This window comes from Pigmentiphaga litoralis, assembly GCF_048632615.1.
In the GTDB taxonomy this organism is placed as follows: Bacteria; Pseudomonadota; Gammaproteobacteria; order Burkholderiales; family Burkholderiaceae_B; genus Pigmentiphaga; species Pigmentiphaga litoralis_B.
Genome location: NZ_CP184479.1, coordinates 1,028,318 through 1,054,529, shown reverse-complemented (window position 1 = coordinate 1,054,529; position 26,212 = coordinate 1,028,318). Strand labels below are relative to the sequence as shown.

The window sequence follows — 26,212 nt, the reverse complement described above, 5'->3', positions numbered from 1 at the left end:
GTACGGTTCCTTCAACGAGTCGGCGTCGCTCAATGGCGGCACCATCAAGATCGACGCGGGCGGCTCGGTGCGCCTGAGCGGGGTGGTGGCGGCCTCCGACCATATCGAGATCGACAGCGGCTCGCTGCTGCAGATCAAGGGCAATATCGTCGACGGCAAGGCCGTTGGCACCAAGCTGGTGGCGGACACGCTCGACCTGTCGGCGGGCAGCAATCTGCAGATCGATGATTCGGCCGTGCTCGCGACCACCGGCGCGGCCGGCGCGGTCCAGCTGACGGCCAAGCTCGACGTGACCCTGGGCGGCGAAGTCCGTGCCGAGACCACGACGGGCGGCGCGGCGGCCAACACGCTGTTGACCGTCACGGTCGATGCGGGCCGGGACCTGTACCTGAGCGGCATCGTGACCGCGGGCAGCATCGACCTGGAGTCGGGTTCGGCCAGCGCCAACACGATCCGCGACGGCGGTATCACCGCCGATGCGGACACCGTGCTGACCGCCACGTCGGGCAACGTCAGCCTGAAGGCCGGTCACTTCGGCGGCAACATCGTGCTGTCGCACGTGACCCTGGACGCCAGCGCGTCCGCCACGGGCACGGTGCGTCTGGACGCCTCGGCAGGCTTCGTGGAACAAGTGCGCGAACTCGTCCAGCCGTCCGGCACCACCGCGCCCGAAGACCGTGTGTGGGTCGCGGCGGGCAACCTGGTTGCGCACCGTCTTGAAGCCGTGGCCGAAACCGGCCTGATGCTGACCTCGCGCGTGGCGCAAGCCGACCTGACACTGGTGGGCGCCGGCAATATCGATCTGACCAACACCGGTGCGATGTCGTTGACGGCCAAGGCGGCCAACGGCGGCATCACCGTGCTGAACACGGGCAACCTGGCCGCGCACAGCGTGGTCACGGAAGGCAGCAGCGACCGCAACGACATCAGCCTGACGGCGGTCGCGACCGGCACGGGCGGCGTTGCGGGCATGGTGCTCGGCGACGTGCGCAACGTGGCGCGCGGCGACGTCACGGTCAAGGCGCAAGGCACGGTCACGCATGAAGCCGGCACGATGGTGGTGGCCGACGAGCTGTCCATCACGAGCATGGGCGCGATCGATGTCGCGACCAATGTGAACAGCCTGACGATCGATGTGCGTTCCGCGGCCGACGTGGTCTTGGCGCAAGACGTTCGCAAGCTGCTGCTGCAGCAGGTGTCGGTGGCCGACGGCAGCTTCGCCGCTACCGGCAAGGGCGTCATCGATGTAGTCGATGTCACGCTCAAGACCAACAAGACCGGCAACGACATCACGATCACGGCCGAGAAGGACCTGCTGGTGCGCCATGCCTCCGCGGGCATCCACCTGGGCGCGAACGAGGCCCTGCCGACCATCGGTGGCACGCAGGTCACGTCGGTCAGTTCGGCGGGCAACATCACGCTCGTGTCGACGACGGGCGCCATTACCGAGGGGTATAGCGACACCGCCGTGGACGTGGTGGCCAACCGGCTGACGATGCGTGCGGCCACCGGCATCACCGGACTGGAAATCGCGGTCAACGAGATCGACGCGGTCACGTCGGCAGGCAACATCGAGCTGGTGGACGTCGATGGCAACCACGAACAGTTCGCGGGCCTGAAGGTCATCCAGGCCAAGAGCAGCGTCACGCCCACCACGGGCAACACCCTGGTCAGCCTTGCCACGCAAGGCAGCCTGCTGGTGGACGCCGCCGGCCGCGTCGCGGGCGACACGCTCAAGCTGGTCAGCTCGCTGGGCAGCATCGTGGTGCGCACGCCGACCAGCGGCGACTCGCTGTCGTACTCGCGCGGCATCGTGTTCGATGCCGGCAAGACGATCGAGCTGTACACCTTCTTCAATGCGCCCGAGCACATGGAATACCGCGCGGGCGACTACTTCATCTTCGGCACGCCGCAATCGGGTGGCGCGCCAGTGACCAAGCTGCTGCCCACGACACTGACGACCGATACGCTGATCCTCGAGACCGGCGAAGGCCTCAGCCTGATTGGCAGCACGATCAACGTCAACCGCCATCTGGAACTGATCGCGGGCCAGGACGTGGTGGTCAAGGGCACGATCAACGTCAAGGCAACGCACTACGACGGTACGTCGGCGGGGTCGGCGATCGAAGAAGTGATCATCAAGGCGCTGGGCACCAGTCAGGCCCGGCAGGTGGTCGACGTCAACCAGAGCAACGCCCAGTCCAACGCCAGCACCGTGGCCAGCGACACGGGTTTCATCAACCTGCAGATCAATCAGCTGCCGGCGTCGCGTTTCGAACTCCGCGCCAAGAATGACATCTTCGTCGACGTGGAAAGCAGCCTTGTGCTGAGCGGCTTCGTCGGTGGGTTGACGGGCTTCGATTCGGCCCGCAATGTGTCGATCGACGTCGCCGGCACCCTGGCGGTGCAGAGCGGCATCGTGGCGGCGGCGACCAGCGGCGGCAAGCTCAACCTGATCGCGACCAACGTGACGACCGACGGCGCGTCCGTCTACATCTCGGACCGGCTCGATGTGCTGGCCACCAACGCGATCCAGCTCAACACGCTGGTCGAGACGGTGTCCGTGCGGTCGACCCAGAGCGGTGCGATCAGCATCAACGAAGCCACCGGGCTGACGGTCGAACTGGCAAGCGCGCGCAGCGGCGCCATCGACATCGCCGCGGGCGGCGATCTGTTCCTGCGCGAGGTGCGCAACTTCGCGGGCGGCAGCGACATCTCGCTGCGCGCTGGCGGCACCATGTACGTCGATCTGGTCGAAACCGCGTCCTCGATGGGCGCGCAGAAGACGTCGGGCAACATCACGGCCGACGCCCTGGGCGGCATCCGTGAATGGCAGGCCGCGTCGGTCACGACCCTGGATGCGCAGGGCCGCGAGACCGTCGTGCTCAATGCCTACGATGACCAGACGGCGGACCTGTATGGGTATCGCGTCACCATCAACGGCACGTCGACGACCACGCTGCTGTCGGATCCGACCAAGCACGGCAACGGCAACGATGTCGAAGTGCGCGTGATCGCCGCCAACGGCTTCACGCACAACCTGGTCAGCACGGTCACCGAGCGCTCGCTGCTCGAGGCCGGCGGCGCCATCGTCAACGTCGATCCGGTCACGGTGACCGCGGCGGGCCGCGTCGTGCCGCAGATCAGCGCCGTCATCTTCGGCGCCGTCCCGGCGGTGGGCGAGACGTACTCGGTCACCATCAACACGCATCAGTACAGCGTCACGGCTGGCGCAAGCGACACGGCCGCCACGCTGCTCGGATCGTTGAAGACCCTGATCGAGACGGGCGAATCGGACATCACCGTGTCCGTGGACGCCGCCACGCTCAAGCTGCAGTTCGTTGCCGAGACGGGCAATACGCCATTCACGATCGACGCTGCCGCGCTGACGACGCCGGCCACCTCGCTGGTCACCGGCGGCGTGAGCAAGGACGGAGCCACCATCGACACCACGGCAGGCGACGTGTTCGCCGGCTTCGACCAGGCGCAACATACCAACGTCATGTTCGACAGCGCCGCGGCGCTGCAATCGGGCAAGGCCTATGGCGTCACGCTCAATGGCCACGAGTACGCGGTGCACCTGGGCGAGAATCAGTTCCTCGATATCGCGGGAACGGGCGCAAGCGGCATCTCGGTCATCGTCAAGGCGCTGCAGACCGATAGCGCGTACGGCACCGGCACGCTCACCAACGTGACCGACGGCGCCCGCACGATCAGCTTCGGATCGCTTGCCTCGCCCTCGTCCGGGACGGTGCTGTCCGTGACGATCGCAGGCACGGTGTTCTCGACCACGGCCACCGGTACGTCCGATCGCGACAGCGTCGGCGCCGCCCTGGCCGCCGCGATCGATGCCAACAGCAACTACGCCGCGACCTACAACGCCACGACCGATGTGCTGACCATCAGCAGCGGCGCAGGCACCGCGACGATCACCGACAGCTTCTCGGCGCCCGTCAGCGCCAAGCTGGGTCCGACGATCAATCTGTCGGGCATGACCATCTCGGCCGGTACGCACTACACGGTCACCGTCGCCAACGGCAAGACCTTCGATACCGTGGCGACGGCAGGGCAGGGCGCGGTGGACATCGCCAGCGCGCTGACCACGCTCATCAATGCCGACGCCACGCTCAAGGCGAGCGTGAACGGCAGCACCATCACCGTGCAGGATGGCGGCGTCTATGCCGACATGAGCATGGTGGCGCGCACGCTGCAGACGGTGGCGGCGGGCCAGGCATCGGTGACGCAGACGGCAACCGCCCAGGCCGGCACCCATGTCGACCTGTCGTCCCTCCAGGTCACGGCGGGTTACAAGTACATCGTGAAGGTGGGCGCTACCGAATTCGCCTACACGGCCGCCGCGGGCAACACCCTGACCCAGGTCGTCGCCGGCATGGCCGCGCAGGTGGATGCGCATGCCACCTACTCGGCAACCGCCAGCCACTACACGGTCAGCGACTGGGCAAGCCTGCGCAGCGCGCTGGTCTCGGTCGTGGAAGCGGGCGAAGCCATCGACGGCACGGCCTATGATGGCCGCACCTTCGATCTGTCCGGCCTGACGGTCGCGGCCGGAACGACGTACACGGTCACGGTCAACGGCACCGCGTACAGCTACACGGCGGTCGCGGGCGATACGGCCCAGGTCGTCACGTCCCTGCTGTCGTCGGCGGTCGAAGACGGCGGTTTCAAGATCATCGAAACCTACACCCAGGGCGCGGCCGCGGGTACGGGCGGCGTCCTGACCGTGCTCAGCACGAGCGCCATCACCGGCGCCACGTCCAGCTTCGGCGTGACGGCCCAGGCGAAAACCGTCATCGGTCTGGAAGCCGAGACGAATAACGTCGCCTTCACCGCAACGGCCCCGGCCGGCACGGGCGCCGTCGCACCGGTCATCACGACCGATCGCGACGCGGGAGAACTGGCGGCACAAGTGTCGTCGCTGAGCTTCGCCAATCCGTCCACCGCGGGCTACAGCCTGCAGAATGGCTATGAGTTCTCGGTCGTGGTCAATGGCAACACGTATGCCGTGACCATCGGCACGGGCGGCGTGACCGCCAGCTGGACGTCGGTGCTGAGCAGCCTTGCCGCCAAGATCGTGCAGGGCGAAGGCAGCGCCACGATGAGCGTGACACCCGATGCCGCCACGCGCACGCTGGTGCTGACCGCACTGGTGGCGAACGACGGCTTCACGGTTGAAAACGCCTCGGTGGTACAGCACTACCAGGCCGATGTGGCCAATGGCGTCATCGACGCCGGCACGACGATCCAGGCCGCGGGCACCAATGCCTCGCAAGTCAGCAAGCTGACCTTTGCGGGCGTGGTCAAGACCGGTGTGGATTACACCGTGCAGCTCGGGTCCAACGTCTACACCGTCAAGGTGGGCGACGTGGTGCACGGCACGACCGTTGCCGCCACCTGGGCGTCGGTGCTGTCCGCGCTTGAATACAAGATCGAACAGGGCGGCGAAGTGCGGGTCGACGTGGCCGCCGCAAGCCACGAGCTGACGCTCACGGCGCTGCAGGCCAACACGGCCTTCGATCTGCGCGCCACCAGCCGCGACGCGGGCGCCGTGCAGGCGCTGACCAAGATCGGCGATTACATCGTGATCGTGCCGGACCGCGGCGTGGGCGACGCCAGCATGACCGTGACCGGCAACCTGACCGTGGTCAACATGCCCACGCACGCCGGCGAGTCCATCACGCTGGGCGCGGGCAAGGATCTCGTCGTGGTGTCCGACATCAACGTCGGCGACGCCGGCAGCGTCAACCTCAGCGCCACCTTCGCGCTGACGCTCGGAGGCAAGGTCACGGCGGGTTCGCTGACCGTGCGTGCCGGAGACGACCTGACCATCACGTCCGACGTGGGCACCCTGCAGGTCACGCTGACCGGCGCGGGCAACCTGACGGTCATCCAGACCGGCGACCTGTCGATCACCGGCATCGAGATGCAGGGTGGCGACATCACCATTCTCGGTTCGGGCAACATCAGCATCGGCGCCATCACCGGCACGGCCGGCGCCGTCAGCATCACCAGCACCAACGGCAACATCACGATCGACAGCATGACGAGCGCGGGCGCCGTCACGTTGACCGCGACCGGCGCCATCTCGGCCGGCAAGCTGGTCAACGGCAGCGTGGTCAGCACCATTGAAGCGGACACCTTGACGATCACCGCGGGCGCGGCGATCTCCGTGTTCGAATCCGATGGCGTCGTCGTCACCCAGGCGCTCAGCAGCACGAATGCCGCGGTCCGCCTGCAATCGGGCGGCACGATGACCCTCGATGGCGCGATCAGCGTCGTCGGTAATGCGGCCATCAACCTGGTCACCACCGGCGGCGCGCTGGTGGTCAACCAGGGCATCGTCACCGATACCGGCAGCGTCACGCTGCGCGGTGCGGCGGGCCTGACCATGTCGGCCCAGGGCGACGTCACCACCAACGCCGGCAACGTCTTGCTGGACGCGGGTGCGGGCGGTCTGGACATGACCGGCGAAACCGTGGTGAACGCCGGCACCGGCACCATTACGATGAACGCCGGCGGCGCCATCCTGCTGGGCAAACTGAGGACCTCGAACGAAGGCATCCTCAGCATCACCAGCGGCGGCGTGCTGGACGTGGCCGAAGGCACGACCGACATCATTGCGTCGAACGCGACGCTGATGATCCGTGCCGAGGGCGGCATCGGCGAAGACGGCAACCCGATCGAAACGCAGGTCCGGGTGCTGGACTTCATCAACAAGGGCTTCGGCGCGGTCTTCATCGAAGACGTCGACGACCTCATCCTGACCCGTGTCGACCAGCAGGCCGCGGAGCAGGTCTCGATCATCGCGCGCGGCGGCAGCATCGTTGTCACCGACAACGGTGTGCAGGCCACCCGCGCGCTGGTCTCGCTGTATGCCGGCGACGCGCTGACGCTCGACGCGTCGGTCAACACCACTGGCGGCAGCGTGATCCTGACTGCCGAAGACGGCGACATCACGCTGGGCGCGGGCGTCCACGTGATCGGCAATGGCGACATTACCGTGCGTGCCCTGAAGGGCGCCCTGGTCAATGACGTCAGCAAGGTGGGCTGGCTGACCCGCAACGGCGGCTTCGATCCGGAAATCGGCTGGGTGCTGAGCCAGGGCAAGTTCACGATGAACGAGCTTACCGGGCAGATCATCACGTCCGGCATTGCCGCGCATGAAGTCCCTGGCCATCTGGCCAACGGCGTCACCCTGCGCGCAGCCGGCGGCCCCATGCTCCAGACCACCGGCGGCAATCTGACCATCGCGGTGCGCGACGAGGTCGGCCAGAACGTGAGCGGTTTCACGTTCAGCCCCCTGTCCATCATCGTCGATGCGGAAACGCTGACCGTGTCCAGCAGCAACCGCGAAGACGTGGTGGTGCTGGCGACCGGCTCGGTGCAGGTGTTCTCGGATGCGGCAGCCAGCGGCTCGCGCGGCGGCCAGACCGACGTGTCGTCGCTGAATGGCGAACAGCAGATCGTCAACGCCATGGATGCGAGCGGCAAGGACATCACGATCCGCTCCAACCAGGTGTCGATCGCCGCGGACGTCCGCAGTGCGGGCGCCACGCTGACCTTCATGCCGACCAGCCCGTCCGCCGCCATCGTTCTGGGCGACGTGAAAAGCACCGGCTCGCAGCTCGACGCGAACGGCTTCCATCTGAGCAACACGTCGCTGTCGCATCTGCAGGACGGCTTCTCGCAGATCGTGATCGGCAGCGACACCAGCAGCAACAAGGTGTACCTGGGCGAGTCCGGTGTGGGTGGCAGCATCAACCTGCAGGACACCCTGGTCATCAAGACCCCGGTGATCGGCGGCCATGTGTACATCAACCAGGACGTTGTGCTGACCGGCAATTCGTCGTTCGTCATCGAAGGTTCTGGCCACACCACCGATTACGCGGCCAACGTGACGTCGGACGCCGACGTGTCCATCCTGGACTCGACCACCTTCGCGGGCAATCGCACGATCACCGCGGGCAGCGACGGCAGCGGCTCGATCCAGCTGGGCGGCAACACGGCACACTTCGTTACCGGCAACGGTGACGGCACGCCGGATACCCTCACGCTGCTGGCACCCGACAACATCATCATCTCGGGCCCGGTCGGCGGGGTGGATCCGCTCGAAGGGCTGACCATCGGCGGCGTGACCGTTGCCGGCTCGGTCAACCTGCCGAACAACGTGACCTTCAACGGGTCCGTGGTCCTGAACGGCAGCATGTCCATCACGGCAAGCGGCGTCGTCACGTTCAACGACTACGTTGAACTGACCAGCGGCAGCCTGATCATCACCGGCGCAAGCCAGGTCATCTTCAAGAACGGCCTGCTGGTGTCCGGCGGCGGCGTGATCCAGATCGACGCCAACGAAATCGACTTCCTGGGCGGCACTGAAACGATTCGTGGCACCGGCGAACTGATCCTGCGTCCGAGTTCTACCAACCTGAACATCGAACTCGGCTCACCGGGCAATTCGATTTCGACCAACACGCTCAACCTCGACAACACCGATCTGCGCGCGCTGGCGGATGGCTTCACCCGCATCGTCATCGGCCACTCCGATGGCACGCATGCGGTCGCCAATGCCGGGTCCGTGCGCATCGGCGGCACGCTCTCGCCCGATCCCACGCTGCGTGACGACGTCCGGATTTTCGGTGGATCCATCACCATCGAAGACCTGACCTCGCCCAACGCGAACTTCCTGGTGCAGGGTTCGATCCTGCTCGACGCGGTCAACGACATCAAGATCAATAACCAGGTCGAAGCCCGCCTGAACTCGGGCACGGCGCAGAACATCACGCTGTACTCGGCCAACGGGTCGGTCACGCAGACCAGCCCGCCGAACGTCGACTTCGTGGACAACGAGCCCATCCGTGGCGCGGTGCTGACGGTCCACGCGGTCACTGGCATCACCCTGGGCGCCACCGAGGTCGTCTCGGTATCGGCGACCAACACCGGCGCGATGGGCGACATCCTGATCGGCGAGACGGCGGTCGGGGGCAACCTCAACATCCTGTCGCTGTCGCAGACGAACGCCGACAACTCGGGCAACATCACGGTCAGCACGCTGAACGGCACGATCTCGGTCGATGCGGCCGGCACGGGCATCAGCATCGTGGGCTCGGGCAGCCTGACGCTCGCAGCCGTGGGCGGCGCCATCGTGGACAACAAGGCGCTAAGCACCACGACCGGCGCCATCACGCTCACGAGCAGCGCCGCAATCACGGTTGGCAGCAGCAGCCCGATCACGACCACTGGCGGTGCGGTCACCCTCACGGCCAACGGCGCGGTCACCCTCGGCAGTGACGTGGTCACGGCTGGCGGTGTCGTCACGGTCAGCGCGGGCGGCGCCATCACCATGGTTGATGGCCGTCTGATCAGCTCGCTCAACGCGGGCAACAGCGGCGCCGTCGTCATGAGTGGCACGTCGATCGCGCTCAGCCAGATCCAGGCGGGCGGCTCGATCAGCCTGACCGCCACGACGGGCGGCATCACCGACAACCTGACGGGCGATACGCCCAACATCGACGGCGACACGGCAGTGCTGCGTCTGTCGGCGGTGACAGGCGTGGGCACGAGCGCACTGGCGCTGCAGACCCGCGTCGCGCAATTGAGCGCCAGCAACATCACCAACGGCAGCAACCTTGCCACCGGCGGTGTATTCATTCGCGAGGCCACCGGCCTGCGGCTGACCACGTCCGGCACACAGTCCATCGAAGCCGCCGGCACGGGCAGGGCCATTTCGATCGAGACGCTGAACGGCGCGCTCGTGGTCGAAGGTCCGGTCCGCAGCACGGGGACCGCAGGCAATATCCGCCTGCGCAGCGGCGAAACCGTCGAAGGCACGGTTGCGACGCTGGACCTGCGCGCCGACGTCACGTCGACCGCGGGCAACATCTCCTTGTCATCGGCCGACGGCATTGTCGTGGGCAGTGGCGGCCGGGTCCAGACCCAGGCCGCGGGCATGACGATCGAACTGGCGGCCGATGACGGCATCACGCTCGATGCCGCATCGCGCATCCTGAGCAACGTCGGCAACATCCGTCTGGATGCAGCGGGCGGCGGCATCGTGCTGGGTTCGGTCACCACCGGCAGCGTCAGCAGCGGCGCGGTCAGCCTCAAGGCCGCCGGTGCGATCACCGATGCCGACGCCGATGGCGCCGCGCAGACCGTGAACGTGACGGCGGGCAGCCTGCGCGTGCAGGCCGGCGTGTCCTTCGGGACGGCAGCCAACATTATCGAAACGTCCATTGGCGTGCTGAGCGCCACGGCCGCCAACGGCGGCATCTATGTTGCGGAAGCCAACGGACTGGAGATCGGCAGCAACGCTGCGGTATCGATCAACCGCGTCGACGCCACAGGTGCGTCCGCTGTCTTTGCCGGTGGCGACACCGCGCTGGCCGGCGTGACGACCACGGGCGGCAACGGCAACATCGTCATCACGAACGGCAACACCCACGCGGGCAATCTGCTCGTGAGCCAGGCCATCTCGGCCAACGGCAGCGGCAATGTGCTGCTGGGCGCGAATTGGGTCGCGGTGCCGGGCACGATCACGCTGAACGCTGGCGTGCGCAGCGATACGGGTTCCCTGAGCCTGGTCGCGCAGGGCGCCATTGCGCAGAACGCGGGTGCGAACCTGGTGACCGCGGGTGCGGGCACCATCGACGTGCAATCGGGCGGCGCCATCACCATGGCCGATGCCACGGTCATGCAGACGGCAGGCGGCAACATTCGCGTGTCGGGTGCGGGCGTGGTCACGGTTGGCGTGCTGGATGCACGGACGGCTGCCGATCGCGCGGGCAATGCACTGACGGGTCAGGCTACCTGGGGCGCGGTCAGCCTCTCGGGCGCCAGCATCGTCGACAACGCGACCGAAGCCACGGCCAATGCCGTGGACGTGTATGCCAGCTCGCTGCGTCTGAACGCCACGGCGGGTATCGCCGCCAGCAACAACGCCCTTGAAACCGAGGTCTTGCTGCTGAGCGCGAATTCGGGGACCGGCGCGCTGTTCCTGACCGAATCGACGGACGTCGCCATCGGCGAGACGGCGGCGATCGCCGTCAATCGCGTGGTGACCACCGGCGCGACGAGTACGACCGGTTCGACCGACGCCACGCAATCCGACCTGATCTCGGGCGGTGCGGCGGTCCTGACCACCACGGCCGGTTCCATCACGGTGCGTGAGGGCGACGTCGATGCCGGCACGCTGGGCGCAAGCTCGGCGGGCAACCTGCTGCTGCAGGCCGGCGGCGCGGCTTCGGACATCCTCATCGAAGCCCGCATCCTGGCCACCACCGGCAGCATCACGCTGCTGGCCGGCCGCGACATCGTGCAGGGCGGCAATGTGGTGGCTTCGGCCGCCGCCGCCACGATCGAACAGATCGCGGGCCGCGACATCACGCAGGCGCAAGGCTTCGGTACCACCACCAATGGCGGCAACATTGCCTTCACGGCCGGCAATAACATCGTCATCGAGACGATCACTGCCGGCACGGGCAGCGTCAGCCTGGTTGCCACCGCGGGTTCCATCACCGATGGCGATGCGGCGGGCGACACCGAAGTGGACGTGACCGCAGCTGGCCTGAAGCTGTCGGCGGCAACGGGTATCGGCGCCGCGGGCAACCTGCTCGAAACGACCGTGACGACCCTGTCGGCACGCGCCGGTGCGGGCGGCATCTTCTTGAATGAAACGGATGGCGTAACGGTCGACAGCGTGTCGGTCGTCGTCAACCGGGTAGACGCCGCCGGCATCGCCACGGCAACCGCCGCCAGCGCGCAGGAAGACCTGGCGACGGCCGGCAACGGCAACGTCGTGCTTGTCACGAACACGGGCAACCTGGTGGTCCAGGCCGGTACGGCAGGGTCCCTGGGCGTGGACGTCGATGGCACGGGCAACCTGCTGCTGCAAGCCACCGCCGGGTCCCTGACGCTGAATGCCACGGCGCAATCCGGCACGGGCAACCTCAGCGTGATCGCTGGCGGGGCCATTCTGCAAGCGGCCGGCGCCAACCTCGTTACCGCGGGCACGGGCACGCTCGACGTCCAGTCGGGCGGCAACATCGTGATGGCCGACGGCGCGCTCATGCAGACGGCAGGCGGCAATATCCGCGTGTCGGGTGCGGGCGTGGTCACGGTCGGCGTGCTGGATGCACGGACGGCCGCCGATCGCGCGGGCAACGCGTTGACGGGCCAGGCAGGGTGGGGCGCGGTCAGCCTCTCCGGCGCCAGCATCGTCGACAACGCGACCGAAGCCACGGCCAATGCCGTGGACGTGTACGCCAGCTCGCTGCGTCTGAACGCCACGGCGGGTATCGCCGCCGGCAACAACGCCCTGGAAACCGAAGTCGCGCTGATCAGCGCGAACTCGGGTACGGCGGCCATGTTCCTGACGGAATCGACTGCCATCGCCATCGGCGAGACGGCGGCGATCGCCGTCAACCGGGTGCTGACGTCGGGCGCGCTGTCCGGAACGCCGGCCACCGACGCCATCCAATCCGACCTGATCTCGGGCGGTGCGGCGGTCCTGACCACCACGGCCGGTTCCATCACGGTGCGTGAGGGCGACGTCGATGCCGGCACGCTGGGCGCAAGCTCGGCGGGCAACCTGCTGCTGCAGGCCGGCGGCGCGGCTTCGGACATCCTCATCGAAGCCCGCATCCTGGCCACCACCGGCAGCATCACGCTGCTGGCCGGCCGCGACATCGTGCAGGGCGGCAATGTGGTGGCTTCGGCCGCCGCCGCCACGATCGAACAGATCGCGGGCCGCGACATCACGCAGGCGCAAGGCTTCGGTACCACCACCAATGGCGGCAACATTGCCTTCACGGCCGGCAATAACATCGTCATCGAGACGATCACTGCCGGCACGGGCAGCGTCAGCCTGGTTGCCACCGCGGGTTCCATCACCGATGGCGATGCGGCGGGCGACACCGAAGTGGACGTGACCGCAGCTGGCCTGAAGCTGTCGGCGGCAACGGGTATCGGCGCCGCGGGCAACCTGCTCGAAACGACCGTGACGACCCTGTCGGCACGCGCCGGTGCGGGCGGCATCTTCTTGAATGAAACGGATGGACTGACGGTGGACCGTGTCTCGGTCAGCGTCAATCACATCGATACCGCGGCAGTCGCCACGGCAACGGCGCCCGGCGCGCAGGAAGACCTGGCCACGACCGCCAACGGCAGCATCGTGCTGCTGAGCAATACGGGCAACCTCGTGATCCAGGCCGGCACGGCCGGCACGCCAGGTCTGGACGCCAATGGCGCGGGCAATGTACTGCTGCAGGCCAGTGCCGGCAGCGTGACCTTGAATGCGTCGGTCCAGAGCGGCAGCGGCAACATCAGCCTGACCGCCGCGGGCACCGTGACCCAGAACGCCGACGCCAATGTCAGCACGGGCGGCACGGGTACGCTGGAAGTGTTGGCCGTCACGGGCAACATCGTCCAGGCCGCCTCGGCGCGCGCCACGGCGGCCACTGGCGACATCCGCATGCAGGCGGAAGGCAGCATCACCCTCGGCCTGGCATCGACGGGCGGCAACGTCAGCCTGATCGCCACCACGGGCAGCATCCTTGATGCCGATGCCCTGGTCGGCGGCGTGAACGACAGCAGCGTGGACGTGATCGCAAGCGGCCTGCGCATGGTGTCGGGCGCCACGATAGGCAGTACGGCCAATGCACTCGACCTGCAGGTGGCGACCCTGGGCGCGCGCGCAACGGGCGGCCTCTTCCTGCAGGAAGCCGATGGCATCACCATTGGCGACGTGACGGTGGCGGTCCAGCGCGTGACGGCAGGCGCCAGCGCCGGCGCCGTCAACGACAGCGTGTTGTCCGATCTGCGCACGCTGACCGGCGCGGCGCACATCGTGCTGGTCGCCGGGGGCAGCATCACGCTGACGCAAGGCTCGGACGCCGACGGCATGGCCGTCCAGGCAGCCGGCACTGGCAACATCCTGCTGCAGGCCACGGGCGCAGGCAGCAGCATCGATGCGCTGGCCAATGCGGACATCGCCGCGGCCACGGGCCGCATCAGCATGGTTGCCGCGGGCGCGCTGCGCTTCGCTGCCAATGCCGATGTGACCACCTCGAGCACCGTGGATCTGGAAGCCACGACCGGCAGCATCACGCAGTCGTCGACCAGCATCGCATCGGGCAGCGCAGTGCGCCTGCTCGCTGCCCAGGACGTCACGATCGGCTCGCTGATCGCGTCCGGCAACGTGTCGGTCACCGCCACGGCGGGCTCGATCATCGACGCCGATGCGCCAGTGGGCGGGCCGAACGACAGCGCCATCGATATCCAGGCTTCCGGCGCACGCCTGGTGGCCGGTGTCGGTATCGGTGACAGCGTCAACCAGATCGAAACGCAAATCGCCAGCCTTGCCGCACGCGCTACGTCGGGCGGCATCTACCTGACCGAATGGGACGGCCTGAGCAGTGGCGGCCCGTCGGTCAGCGTGGGGCGGGTCGGCACGGCGGGTGGCTTGACCACCGTGACGGACAGCGGTCTGTTCGACATCCGCACCACGGCCGGCAACGGCAACATCGCGATCACGGCTGGCGTCAATGGCGCCGCGCCGGGCACGGTCACGATCAACGATGGCGACACCAATGGCGTCGGCATCGACGCGCACGGCAGCGGCAACGTCTTGCTGTCCACGGCAGGCGGGGTCCTGCTCAATGCCGACATCCTGTCGGCAAGCGGCAACATGACGGTCCTGGCCGGCGTCAGCCTGACGGCCTCGGCGGGCGCGGATCTGCGCACCGGCGGCGCCGGCACGATCGACGTGGTCGCGGCCAACGGCGTGGTGGCCATGAGCGCCACCTCGGTCTTCACGACCGGCACGGGCGACATCCGTCTGCTGGGCAGCGGCAACGTCACGGTCGGTGACGTCATCACCGGCGGCAACGTCTCCATCACGTCGTCCACGGCGTCCATTCTGGATGCCGACGCGCTGGTCGGCGGTCTGAACGATGCGGGCGCCGACATCGTGGCATCGGGCCTGCGCCTGAATGCAGCGGTGGCCATCGGTGACAGCGTCAACCATCTGGAAACCACGGTCGGCACGCTCAGCGCACGCGCCTCGGCCGGTGGCGTGTACCTGCTCGAAACCGACGGCCTGACCGTTGGCGACGTGACAGTGACCGTCAACCGTGTCCTGAGCTCGGGCGCGATCGCTGCGGTCACCGATGCCGCCCAGTCCGATATCCGCTCGGGCGGAGCCACCGGCCACATCGTGCTGCGCACGGCCACCGGCAATCTGGTGCTGAACGACGGCACCGCCACGGCCGACGACACGGCCGTGGCGTCGGCGGGCGGCAACGTCCTGCTGCAGACGCTGTCGGCCACGGGCACGATCATCGCCAACGCCGACGTCACGTCGGCAGGCGGCAACGTGTCCGTGCTGGCAGGCGGTTCGGTCGCCTTCAACCTGACGGCCGACATCACCACCAGCGGCAGCATCAACGTCGAAGCGGCCGCGGGCAGCATCACGCAATCGACGACCAGCGTGTTCAGCAGCGCCAGCGACATCCGTCTGCTGGCCGCCCTGAACGTCACGGTGGGCCGCATCACGACGTCCGCCAATGTGTCGGTCACCGCCACGGCCGGCGCCATCCTTGACGCCGATCCGCTGGTGGCGGGCGCCGATGACGGCAACCTCGACATCGTTGCGTCCGGTCTGCGCATGCAGGCAGGCGTGGGCATCGGTGACGCGCTCAACCATCTGGAAACGACTGTCGGTACCTTAACGGCACGCGCCGCCGCGGGTGGCGTGTACGTGACCGAAACCGACGGCCTGACCGTCGGGGACGTCAGCGTGACCGTCCAGCGCGTGGGCATGAGCGGCGCCGTCACGGCCACGCTCGACGCCCTGCAATCGGACATCGTCACCACCGCGGGCAACGGCAACATCGTGCTGGTGAGCGGTGCCGGCGGCATCGTGCTGAATGACGGCTCGGCCTCGGCCGACGACGTCTCGGTCGCGGCCCATGGATCGGGCCGCATCCTGATCCTGGCTTTGGGCGCCGGCGGCGATGTGACGGCCAATGCCGACATCGTCTCCGGCACTGGCCACCTCACCATCCTCGCGGCCAATGCCGCCGTCTTCACCGGCACGGCCGACCTGCGGACCGCGGGCGCGGGCACGATCGACGTCGAAGCCGGTCTGGGCAGCATTACCCAGGCCGTGGGCAGTGTGTTCAGTGCCGCGGGCGACATCCGCCTGCTCGCCGCGCAAGACGTGGTGGTGGGGCTCATCAGTTCGGCGGCCAATGTCTCGATCACGGCAACCGCCGGTTCGATTCTCGACGCCGACGCGCTGGTGGGCGGCGCCAACGATTCCAGTCTCGACATTGCCGCACTTGGCCTGCGCCTGAACGCAGGCGCGGGTGTGGGCGCCGCGGTCAACTTCCTGGAGACCACGGTCGGCACGGTGTCGGCACGGGCGACCTCGGGCGGCATCCATCTGCGCGAAACCGACGGCCTGACCGTCGGGGACGTGGGGGTCACCATCCAGCGCGTCGGCCGCGACGCCGGCCTGACGGCGACCATTGACGCCGTCCAGTCGGATGTCGTCACTACGGCGGGCAACGGCAACATCGCCCTAGTCACGCAGGCGGGCAATATCGTGCTGAACGACGGCACGGCCGCGGCGGACGACATCGCGGTGGCAGCCAATGGTTCGGGCAGCGTCCTGATCCTGACGCTGGGCGCCAATACGGGCCTCATCGCCAACGCGGATATCGTGTCCGGCACCGGTCACCTCACGGTGCTCGGCGCGGCATCGGTTGCCTTTACCGGCACGGCCGATCTGCGCACCTCGGGCGCGGGCACGATCGACGTGGAAGCCGGCACGGGCAGCATCGGCCAGTCGGCCGGCAGCGTGTTCAGCGCGGCCAGCGACATCCGCCTGCTGGCTGCGCAGGACGTGACCGTCGGTCGCGTGACGACGCTGGCCAACGTGTCGATCACGGCCACGGCCGGTTCCATTCTGGATGCGGATGCATCGGTTGCCGGCGTCAACGACGCCGACGCCGATGTGATCGCCGCCGGCCTGCGCCTGAACGCCGGCACGGGTATCGGTGCCAACGTCAACCATCTGGATACCACGGTCGGCACGCTGACCGCGCGTGCCGGTGCTGGCGGCGTGTACGTGACCGAGTCCGACGACCTCATCGTCGGCGACGTCGCGGTCACCATCCAGCGCGTGGCCACCGATGGCACGTTCACCGCCACCACCGACGCCGCGCAATCGGATGTGCGCACCGTCGCCGGCAACGGCAACATCGTGCTGACGACTCGCGCGGGCAGCATCGTGCTGAACGACGGCGCCGCGCTGGCCGACGGCATCGCCATCTCGGCCGATGGCGCGGGCAATGTGCAGGTCCTGGCGGGCGGCACGGGCGCCAACGTGACGGCGAATGCCGACATCGTGTCTGGCACCGGCCACATCACGGTGCTGGCGGCCGGTTCGGTCACCTTCACCGGCACGGCCGACCTGCGCACCGCGGGGGCCGGCACGCTCGACGTCGAAGCCGGCGCGGGCAGCATCACCCAGTCCACCGCCAGCATCTTCCTGGCGGCCAGCGACATCCGTCTTGCGGCGGCCCAGAATGTAACCGTGGGTCTGGTCACGACGACCGCCAACGTATCGATCACGGCAAGCGGCGGCTCCATCCTGGATGCCGACGCCCTGGCGGGCGGCGCGAACGACGTCAATGTCGACATCGTTGCGGCGGGCCTGCGTCTGGTGGCCGGCCTGGGTATCGGTGACAGCGTCAACCATCTGGACACGACGGTCGGCACCTTGACCGCGCGCGCCACCTCGGGCGGCGTGTATGTGTCCGAAACCGATGGCCTGACCATCGGCGACGTGGGCACGACCGTCCAGCGCGTCGGCAGCGACGCCGGCCTGACCGCGGTCATCGACACCGTCCAGTCCGACGTCATCACCACGGCAGGCAACGGCACTATCGTGCTGACCACCGCCAACGGCAGCATCGTGCTGACCGACGGCACGGCGGTCGCCGACGACATCGCAATCGCGGCCCATGGTTCGGGCAATGTCCTGGTCCAGGCCCTGGGCGCGGGCACCAGCGTGATTGCTGGCGCCGACCTGGTGTCCGGTACCGGCAGCCTGAGCGTACTGGCCGCGGCCTCGGTCACCTTCACCGGCACGGCCGACCTGCGCACCGCGGGTGCGGGCAGCATCGACGTGCTGGCGGGCACGGGCAGCATCACCCAGTCCACGGAAAGCCAGTTCACGACCGCCACGGGCGATATCCGCCTGCAGGCCGCGATCGACGTCACGGTTGGCACGATCGCAACGTTGGCCAATGTGGCCATCACCGCCACGGCCGGCTCGGTCATCGACGCCGACCCGGCGCTGAACGGCGCGGACGACACCCGTGTCGACGTCGTCGCGGCAGGGCTGCGCGTGAATGCCGGCGCGGGGATCGGCGCCAGCGTCAACCACCTGGACACCGCGGTCGGCACCTTGACCGCGCGGGCCACGGCGGGCGGCATCTACGTCTCGGAAAGCGACGACCTGATCGTGGGCGACGTGACCGTGACCGTTCAGCGTGTGAACAGCGCGGGCGGCACGGCCGCCGTGTCGGATGCGGTCCAGTCCGACATCGTGACCACCGCGGGCAACGGCAACATCGTGCTGTCGACGGGCGCGGGCAACATCGTGCTGAACGACGGCGCCGCCACGGCCGACGACACCGCCGTGTCTGCCAACGGTTCGGGCAATGTGCTGATCCTGACCCTGGGCGCGAATTCGGGCGTCACGGCCAATGCCGACATCCTGTCGGGCAGCGGCCACATCACGATCCTGGGCGCGGGATCGGTCGTGCTGGCCAACACGGCCGACGTGCGCACCTCGGGCGCGGGCACGATAGCCATCGAAGCGGGCACGGGCAGCATCGTGCAGTCCACCGCCAGCGTCATTGGCGCGGCAGGCGATATCCGCCTGCTTGCCGCACAGGACGTGACGATCGGCCTGGCATCGACGATCGGCAACGTGTCGATCACTGCCACCGCGGGTTCGATCCTCGATGCGGACAGCCTGGTCGATGGCGCCAACGACGGCGACGTCGACGTGATTGCGGCTGGCCTGCGTCTGAACGCCGGCACGGGTATCGGCGCCAGCGTCAACCACCTGGACACCACGGTAGCGACGCTGACCGCACGCGCCACCTCGGGCGGCATCTACGTGAATGAAACCGACGGTCTGACCGTCGGCGACGTGAGCGTGACCATCCAGCGTGTCGGCCGCGATGCGTCGCTTGCCGCAACGACCGACGCCACCCAATCCGACATCCGCACGACCGCCGGCAACGGCAACATCGTGCTGCGGTCGGCGGCCGGCAACCTCGTCCTGACCGACGGCACAGCAACGGCCGACGACGTCGCGATCGCCGCGAATGGTTCGGGCAACATCCTGATCCAGGCAGCGGGCGCCGGTACGGACGTGATCGGCCAGGCCGATATCGCCTCGGACACCGGCCACATCACCGTGCTGGCCGCCAACGCGGTCATCTTCACCGGCACCGCCGACATCCGTACCTCGGGTGCGGGCACGCTGGACATCGAAGCGGGCACGGGCAGCATCACCCAGGCCGCCACCGGCGTCTTCAGCGCCAACGGCGACATCCGCCTGCTGGCCGCGCAAGACATCACGCTCGGCCTGGTCAGCAGCACGGCCAACGTATCGATCGTCGCCACCGCCGGCTCCATCCTGGATGCCGACGCGTTGGTGAACGGCGTGAACGACGGCAGCGCCGACATCGTGGCGGCTGGCCTGCGCATGGTGGCGGGCTCGGGCATCGGCGGCGCGGTGAATCACCTTGACACGACGGTCGCAACCCTGACCGCGCGTGCCACGGCGGGTGGTATCTACCTGAAGGAAACCGACGGTCTGGCGGTGGGCGACGTGGGCGTGACCGTGCAGCGCGTGGGCAGCGATGCCGGCGTGACCACGACGGTCGATGCCATCCAGTCAGACATCCGCACAACGGCGGGCAACGGCCACATCGTCCTGGCCAGCGCCACGGGCGACATCGTGCTGAACGACGGCACGGCCACGGCCGACGACATTGCCGTGTCGGCCAATGGCTCGGGCAATATCCTGGTCCTGACGCTGGCGGGCAATGTGCTGGCCAATGCCGACCTCGTGTCCGGCACGGGTCACATCACCGTGCTGGGCGCGAACTCGGTCGCCTTTGCGGGCACCGCGGACATCCGCACGTTGGGCACGATCGACCTGCAGGCGGCAACGGGCGGCATCGCGCAGTCCACCAGCAGCCTCTTCACCTCGGGCATGGGCGACATCCGCCTGCTGGCTGCGGCCAACGTCACGGTCGGCCGCATCGCGACCGGTGGCAACGTGTCGATCACGGCAACGTCCGGCTCCATCCTCGATGCCGACGCGATCGTTGGCGGTGTCAACGATACGGTCGTGAACATTACGGCATCGGGCCTGCGCCTGAATGCCGGCACGGGCATCGCCGACGCAGTCAACCATCTGGAAACGACCGCGGGCACGCTCAGTGCACGTGCCGGGGCGGGTGGCATGTACCTGTCCGAATCCGACGGCCTGGTCGTCGGTGACGTCGGCGCCATCGTGCAGCGCGTGGGCAGCGATGCCAGCGTAAGCGCGGTGATCGACGCCGTGCAATCCGACCTGCTGACGACCGCCGGCAACGGCAACATCGTTCTGCAGGCGGGCGGCAGCATCGTGCTGACCGACGGTACGGCAGCAGCGGACGACCTGGCGGTCGCGGCCAACGGGTCGGGCAACGTCCTGATCCTGTCGCTGGGCGGCGACATTGCCGCCAACGCCGACGTGGCCTCGCTCTCGGGTCATGTCACTTTGCTGGCCGGCGGGTCGGTCACCTTCGCGGGCACCGCGGACCTCCGCAGTTCCGGCGCGGGCACGATCAACGTCGAGGCCGCGACGGGCAACATCACGCAGTCCACCACCAGCGTGTTCAGCACGAACAGCGACATTCGTCTGCTGGCTGCGCAGAACGTAACGGTGGGCAACATCGTCAGCAGCGCCAACGTGTCCCTGACCGCGATCGCCGGGTCCATCCTGGATGCCGACGGCCTGGCGGGTGGCGCGAACGACCGCAACATCGACATCACGGCGGCAGGGCTGCGCCTGGTGGCCGGCATGGGTATCGGTGACAGCGTCAACCATCTGGACACGACGGTCGGTACCCTGACCGCGCGTGCCACGGCGGGCGGCGTGTACCTGTCGGAAACCGACGACCTGATGATCGGCGACGTGGGCGTCACGGTCCAACGTGTCGGCACGAACGCCGGCACCACGACGACCATCGATGCCCTGCAGTCCGATGTCCGCACGATCGCCGGCAACGGCAACATCGTGCTGACCGCGGGTGGCAGCATCGTGCTGACCGACGGCACGGCCACGGCGGATGACATCTCGGTGGCGGCAAACGGCTCGGGCAACGTCCTGGTCCTGGCGCTGGGCGGCGATGCGGTTGCCAACGCCGACATCGTGTCGGGCGCGGGCGCCGTTACGGTGCAGGCAGCTGGCGCTGTCGTCTTGACGGGTACGGCGGATGTGCGTACTACGGGCAGTATCGACGTCGAAGCCAATGCCATCGTGCAATCGGCCACCAGCCTCTTCACGTCGGTCAGCGACATCCGTCTGCTGGCCGCGACGAACGTCACCGTGGGCAACATCGCCACGTCGGGCAACGTGTCGATCACGGCCATCACCGGCTCGATCGTCGATGCCGATGGCCTGGCCAGCACGGTCAACGACACCAACATCGACATCACCGCCAACGGCTTGCGCCTGAATGCCGGTAACGGCATTGGTGACGCCGTCAACCATCTGGACCTCACGGTCAATACGCTAACGGCACGTGCGAACGCCGGCGGCATCTACCTGAAGGAAAGCGACAACCTCGTTATCGGCGACGTGGGCGTGACCGTGCAGCGTGTCGGCAGCAATGCCGCCACCACGGCCACGACCGACGCGGCGCAGTCGGATGTGCGCACGACCGCCGGCAACGGCAACATCGTGATCACGACCGGCGGCACCATCGTGCTGACCGACGGCGCGGCCACGGCGGATGACACGGCGCTCTCGGCCAACGGATCGGGCAACGTCCTGGTCCTGGCGCTGGGCGGTGACGTCATCGCCAACGCCGACATCGCGTCCGCCACCGGTCACCTGACGGTGCTGGCCGCGAACACGGTGGCCTTCAATGGCACGGCCGACCTGCGCAGCGCGGGCACGATCGACGTCGAAGCCGCTTCCGGCAGCATCGTGCAGTCGACGGGCAGCCAGTTCGTGTCGACCGGCGACATCCGCCTGTCGGCCGCGCAGTCCGTCACGGTGGGCACGATCGCCACCGCGGGCAACGTGTCGATCACGGCCACCGGCGGCGCGATCGTCGATGCCGATGCGCTGGCCAACGGCGTGAACGACGCGCTTGTCGACATCACGGCAAACGGGCTGCGTTTGAACGCTGGCGCCGGCATCGGTGACACCGTCAACCATCTCGAAACCACGGTCAACGTGCTGAGCGCACGGGCCAGCAATGGTATCTACCTGACCGAAACCGACGGCCTGACCGTTGGCGACGTCGCCGCGACGGTGCAACGTGTCGGCACTAATGCCGCCACCACCACGGTCGCGGGGGCCCTGCAATCGGACCTCATCACGACGTCCGGCAACGGCAACATCGTGCTGACCACGAACGCAGGCGACCTCGTGCTGCAGGACGGGGTCACCACCGTGAACGACGGCGCCATCGGCGCGAACGGCGCAGGCAACGTCCTGCTGTCGGCCAAGACTGGCAGCGTCATTGCCAACGCCGACATCGTGGCAGGCACGGGCAACATCTCGGTGCTGGCCGCCAACGCCATCACCCTGGCAGGCACTGCCGACGTCCGCACCACGGGCGCCGGCACCGTCGACCTGAATGCCGCCACGGGCAGCATTGTCCAGTCGGCAGGCAGCCTGGTGTCCGCCACCGGCGACATCCAGCTGGCGGCGGCGGGCAACATCACGATCGGTGGCGTGGCCACGACCGGCAGCGTGTCGGTCACGGCAGGCGGTTCGATCCTCGACGGTGGCGATCGCTACACCAACGTCGTGGCAGCGGGTCTGCGCCTGGCCGCCGGCAATGCGGTGGGCAACGCGCTCGACACGCTGGATACCACCGTGGGCACGCTCAGCGCCCGCGCGGGCGCGGGCGGCGTCTTCGTCCAGGACAGCGATGGCCTGACGATCGGCACCGTTGTCACCGCGGTCAACCGCGTGACCGAGGCGGGCGCAACCCGCCTGGTGACCGACGGCGCGATGTCCGACGTCCGTACCTCGGCCAACGGCAGCATCGTGCTGGGCACGACCACGGGCGACCTCGTGCTGAACGACGGTACGGCGCCTGCGGATGGGCTGGCGATCGACGCCAACGGCAGCGGCAGCATCCTGGTGCAGGCCCTGGCGGGCAACGTGGTCGCCAATGCCGGCATCACCTCGGGCTCCGGCAACGTGTCGGTGCTCGGCGGCGGTTCGGTCCTGTTCAACGCCAACGCTGGCATCACCACGGCAGGCGCGGGCACGGTCGACGTCGAAGCATCGACGGGCGACGTGACGCAGGCCGCAAGCAGCCTGTTCAGCGCGGCCAGCGACATCCGCGTCGTCGCGGCGGGCAACGTGACCGTGGGTGGCATCACCACCGCCGGCAACGTCGGCCTGACTGCCACGGCCGGATCGATCATCGACGGCGGCGACACCTACGTGAATGTCACGGCATCGGGCCTGCGCCTGGTGGCGGGCGTGGGCGTCGGCAGCGCGTCCGACCTGTTCGACACGCGTGTCGACACCGTCTCGGCACGCGCGACCTCGGGCGGCATCTTCCTGAACGAGTTCGACGGTGTGACGGTCGGCGACGTGGCAGTGACGGTGCAGAAGGCAGGTGCATCGTCGGTGACGACCGAGCCGGCCATGGGCGATCTGCGCACCACGGCAGGCAATGGCGGCATCGTGCTCAAGGCCGGCGGCGACGTGCTGCTGACCGCGGGCGCGGGCGCGGCCGACGGCGCCATCTCGGCCAACGGCAGTGGCGGTGTCCGCATCGAAACGACCGGCACCGGCAAGATCACCGCGGCCGCCGGCGCCGACATCGCGTCGGGCACGGGCAACATCGTGCTGAACGGCGCGGGCGACGTGCTGGCCGGCAAGCTGAGCACGCAAGGCCAGGCCAATGTGTCCTCGCAGTTCGGCACGGCCTTCATCACCCAGCCGGTCGACGCACAAGGCAAGGACGTCGAACTGGTGGGCAACGTCATCGACATCGGCGCACCGGTTGCCAGCGCCGGCGGCACGCTCACGATCCGCCCGGCCGATCCGGCGCGCGACATCGTGGTCGGCGACGCTTCGCTGGCCGCCACGTATCCGGATGCGCTGTATGTCGGCAACGCCGCACTGGGCGCGCTGGTGCCGGGCTTCCAGGCCATCGTTATCGGCAGCGGCGCGGCGGACGAAATCATCCGCGTCAGCGGCGTGACCAATCCGGTCCAGGTCGCCGATCCGCTGGTGCTCAACGCCACGGGCGCGGGCAGCCAGGTGGTCCTGCAAGGCACGGTCTCGGCCGGCGCCCTGACGGTCCTCGGTTCCGGCACCGGCACGACGGCCTCGGCCGCCACCTTGCAGGTGCAGGGCGCGGTCGACGTCAACGATCGCTTCCTGGTCGATGGTTCCGTGCAGGTCGCGGCCGGCCTGGGCGGCAAGGCCGGCGACATCACCTTCCGCGGCGCGGTCGATGCCGTGGCCGGTGGTGCAGCCGACTCCCTGGTGCTGTCGGGCCAGGGCGGGTCGGTCACCTTCGGCGGCACGGTCGGCGCCGGTACGGCACTGAACGCGCTGCAGGTGTCCGATGCGGTCAACGTCGTCTTCGACAAGTCGGTGCACGTCACCGGCGACGTCGTGATCCAGGCCACCGGCACGGTGCAGTTCAACGACCTGCTGACGCTCGATGGCGGCACGCTGCGCATCGTTGGCGCGTCGTCCGTCATGCTGGGCACGGTCCAGCTGGGCAACGGCGGCGATCTGGTCATCTCGGCCAACATGCTGAGCCTGCTGGGCAACGTGACCAGTTCGGGCGATGCCAACCTGACCCTGTTCGCAGCCACGCCGAACGGCAACATCGTGATCGGCGGCAGCGGCGCGGCGGGCTCGCTGGTGATCACCGGCGATACCCTGTCGCACCTGCAGGGCTTCTCGACAGTGGACATCGGCAGCGCGGTCAATGGCCAGGCCACCCCGGCCTCCGGTTCCGCCACGGTCGATCTGTCCGCGCTGGCCAAGCTGTCTGCCGGCCAGGTCAACGTCCACGGCAGCCAGGTCGCGCTGCAAGGCGTCGGCCAGCTGACGGGGGTGACCGGCGGCATCAGCATCGACTCGGCCGGTGTGTTGAGCATGGGCGGCACGACGTCGCTCACGACCAACGGCGCGTCGATCACGATGCACGCACAGGACAACCTGACCCTAGGCAGCCTGAACACCGGCGCCTCGGGAACGGTCATCCTGGTCAGCAACAGCGGCATCATCAGCGACGTCGGCAACGGCACCGCACCCAACGTCACCACCGGCACGCTGGTGATGCGGGGCTACGGTCCGGTGTGGCAGAACGGTCAGTCGGCGGTGGCGGCGATCGAAGTGGCAGCCAGCCGCATCGACGTCGATGCCCCGGGCGGACTGGTCCTGCGCGACAGCGGCTCCAATGGCGAAACGGTGTTCAACCTGTACCAGGGCGCGCAGGTGCACCGTCAGCTGGTGGCCCTGGGCACGCCGGAACGCGTGACTTCGCCGCTGCAACCCGACCTGGGCGGTCTGAACGGCGTCACCGCCAGCATCGCGGCCGACGGCCTGTCGTCCGCGGTGTCGGCCCGCAGTTTCGCGGCCTTCTCCTCGCCCAGCCTGTCGGCGCTGTTGCCGACCAGCGAAGCGACCCGCGCCTACCTGAGCCAGCTGTACGGCTCGACGGTGCAGGTGGATCTGGCCGACATGGACGCCGAAGACGAACTGGGCCTGCTGGGTCCGGTGGCCGCCGAGCAACTGGAGCAGGCCTATCTGCTCGGTTCGCTCTCCAGCCAGCCGACCGCGGCCGGTGTCGGTTCCGTCGGCAGCGACCAGTTCGAGTACTGGGACGAAACGTTGGTGCTGTAA

1 protein-coding gene (only partly in view) is annotated in these 26,212 nt (G+C 68.2%); it reads left to right on the top strand.

Annotation, left to right across the window (positions count from 1 at the left end):
• A protein-coding gene (locus ACNANG_RS04725) for a beta strand repeat-containing protein (protein ID WP_420226203.1) crosses the window boundary here: on the top strand, positions 1-26,212 show its 3' portion. It extends 6,179 nt beyond the left edge of the window; the window shows 26,212 of its 32,391 coding nt (coding positions 6,180-32,391); its start codon lies beyond the left edge, outside the window; it ends in the stop codon at positions 26,210-26,212.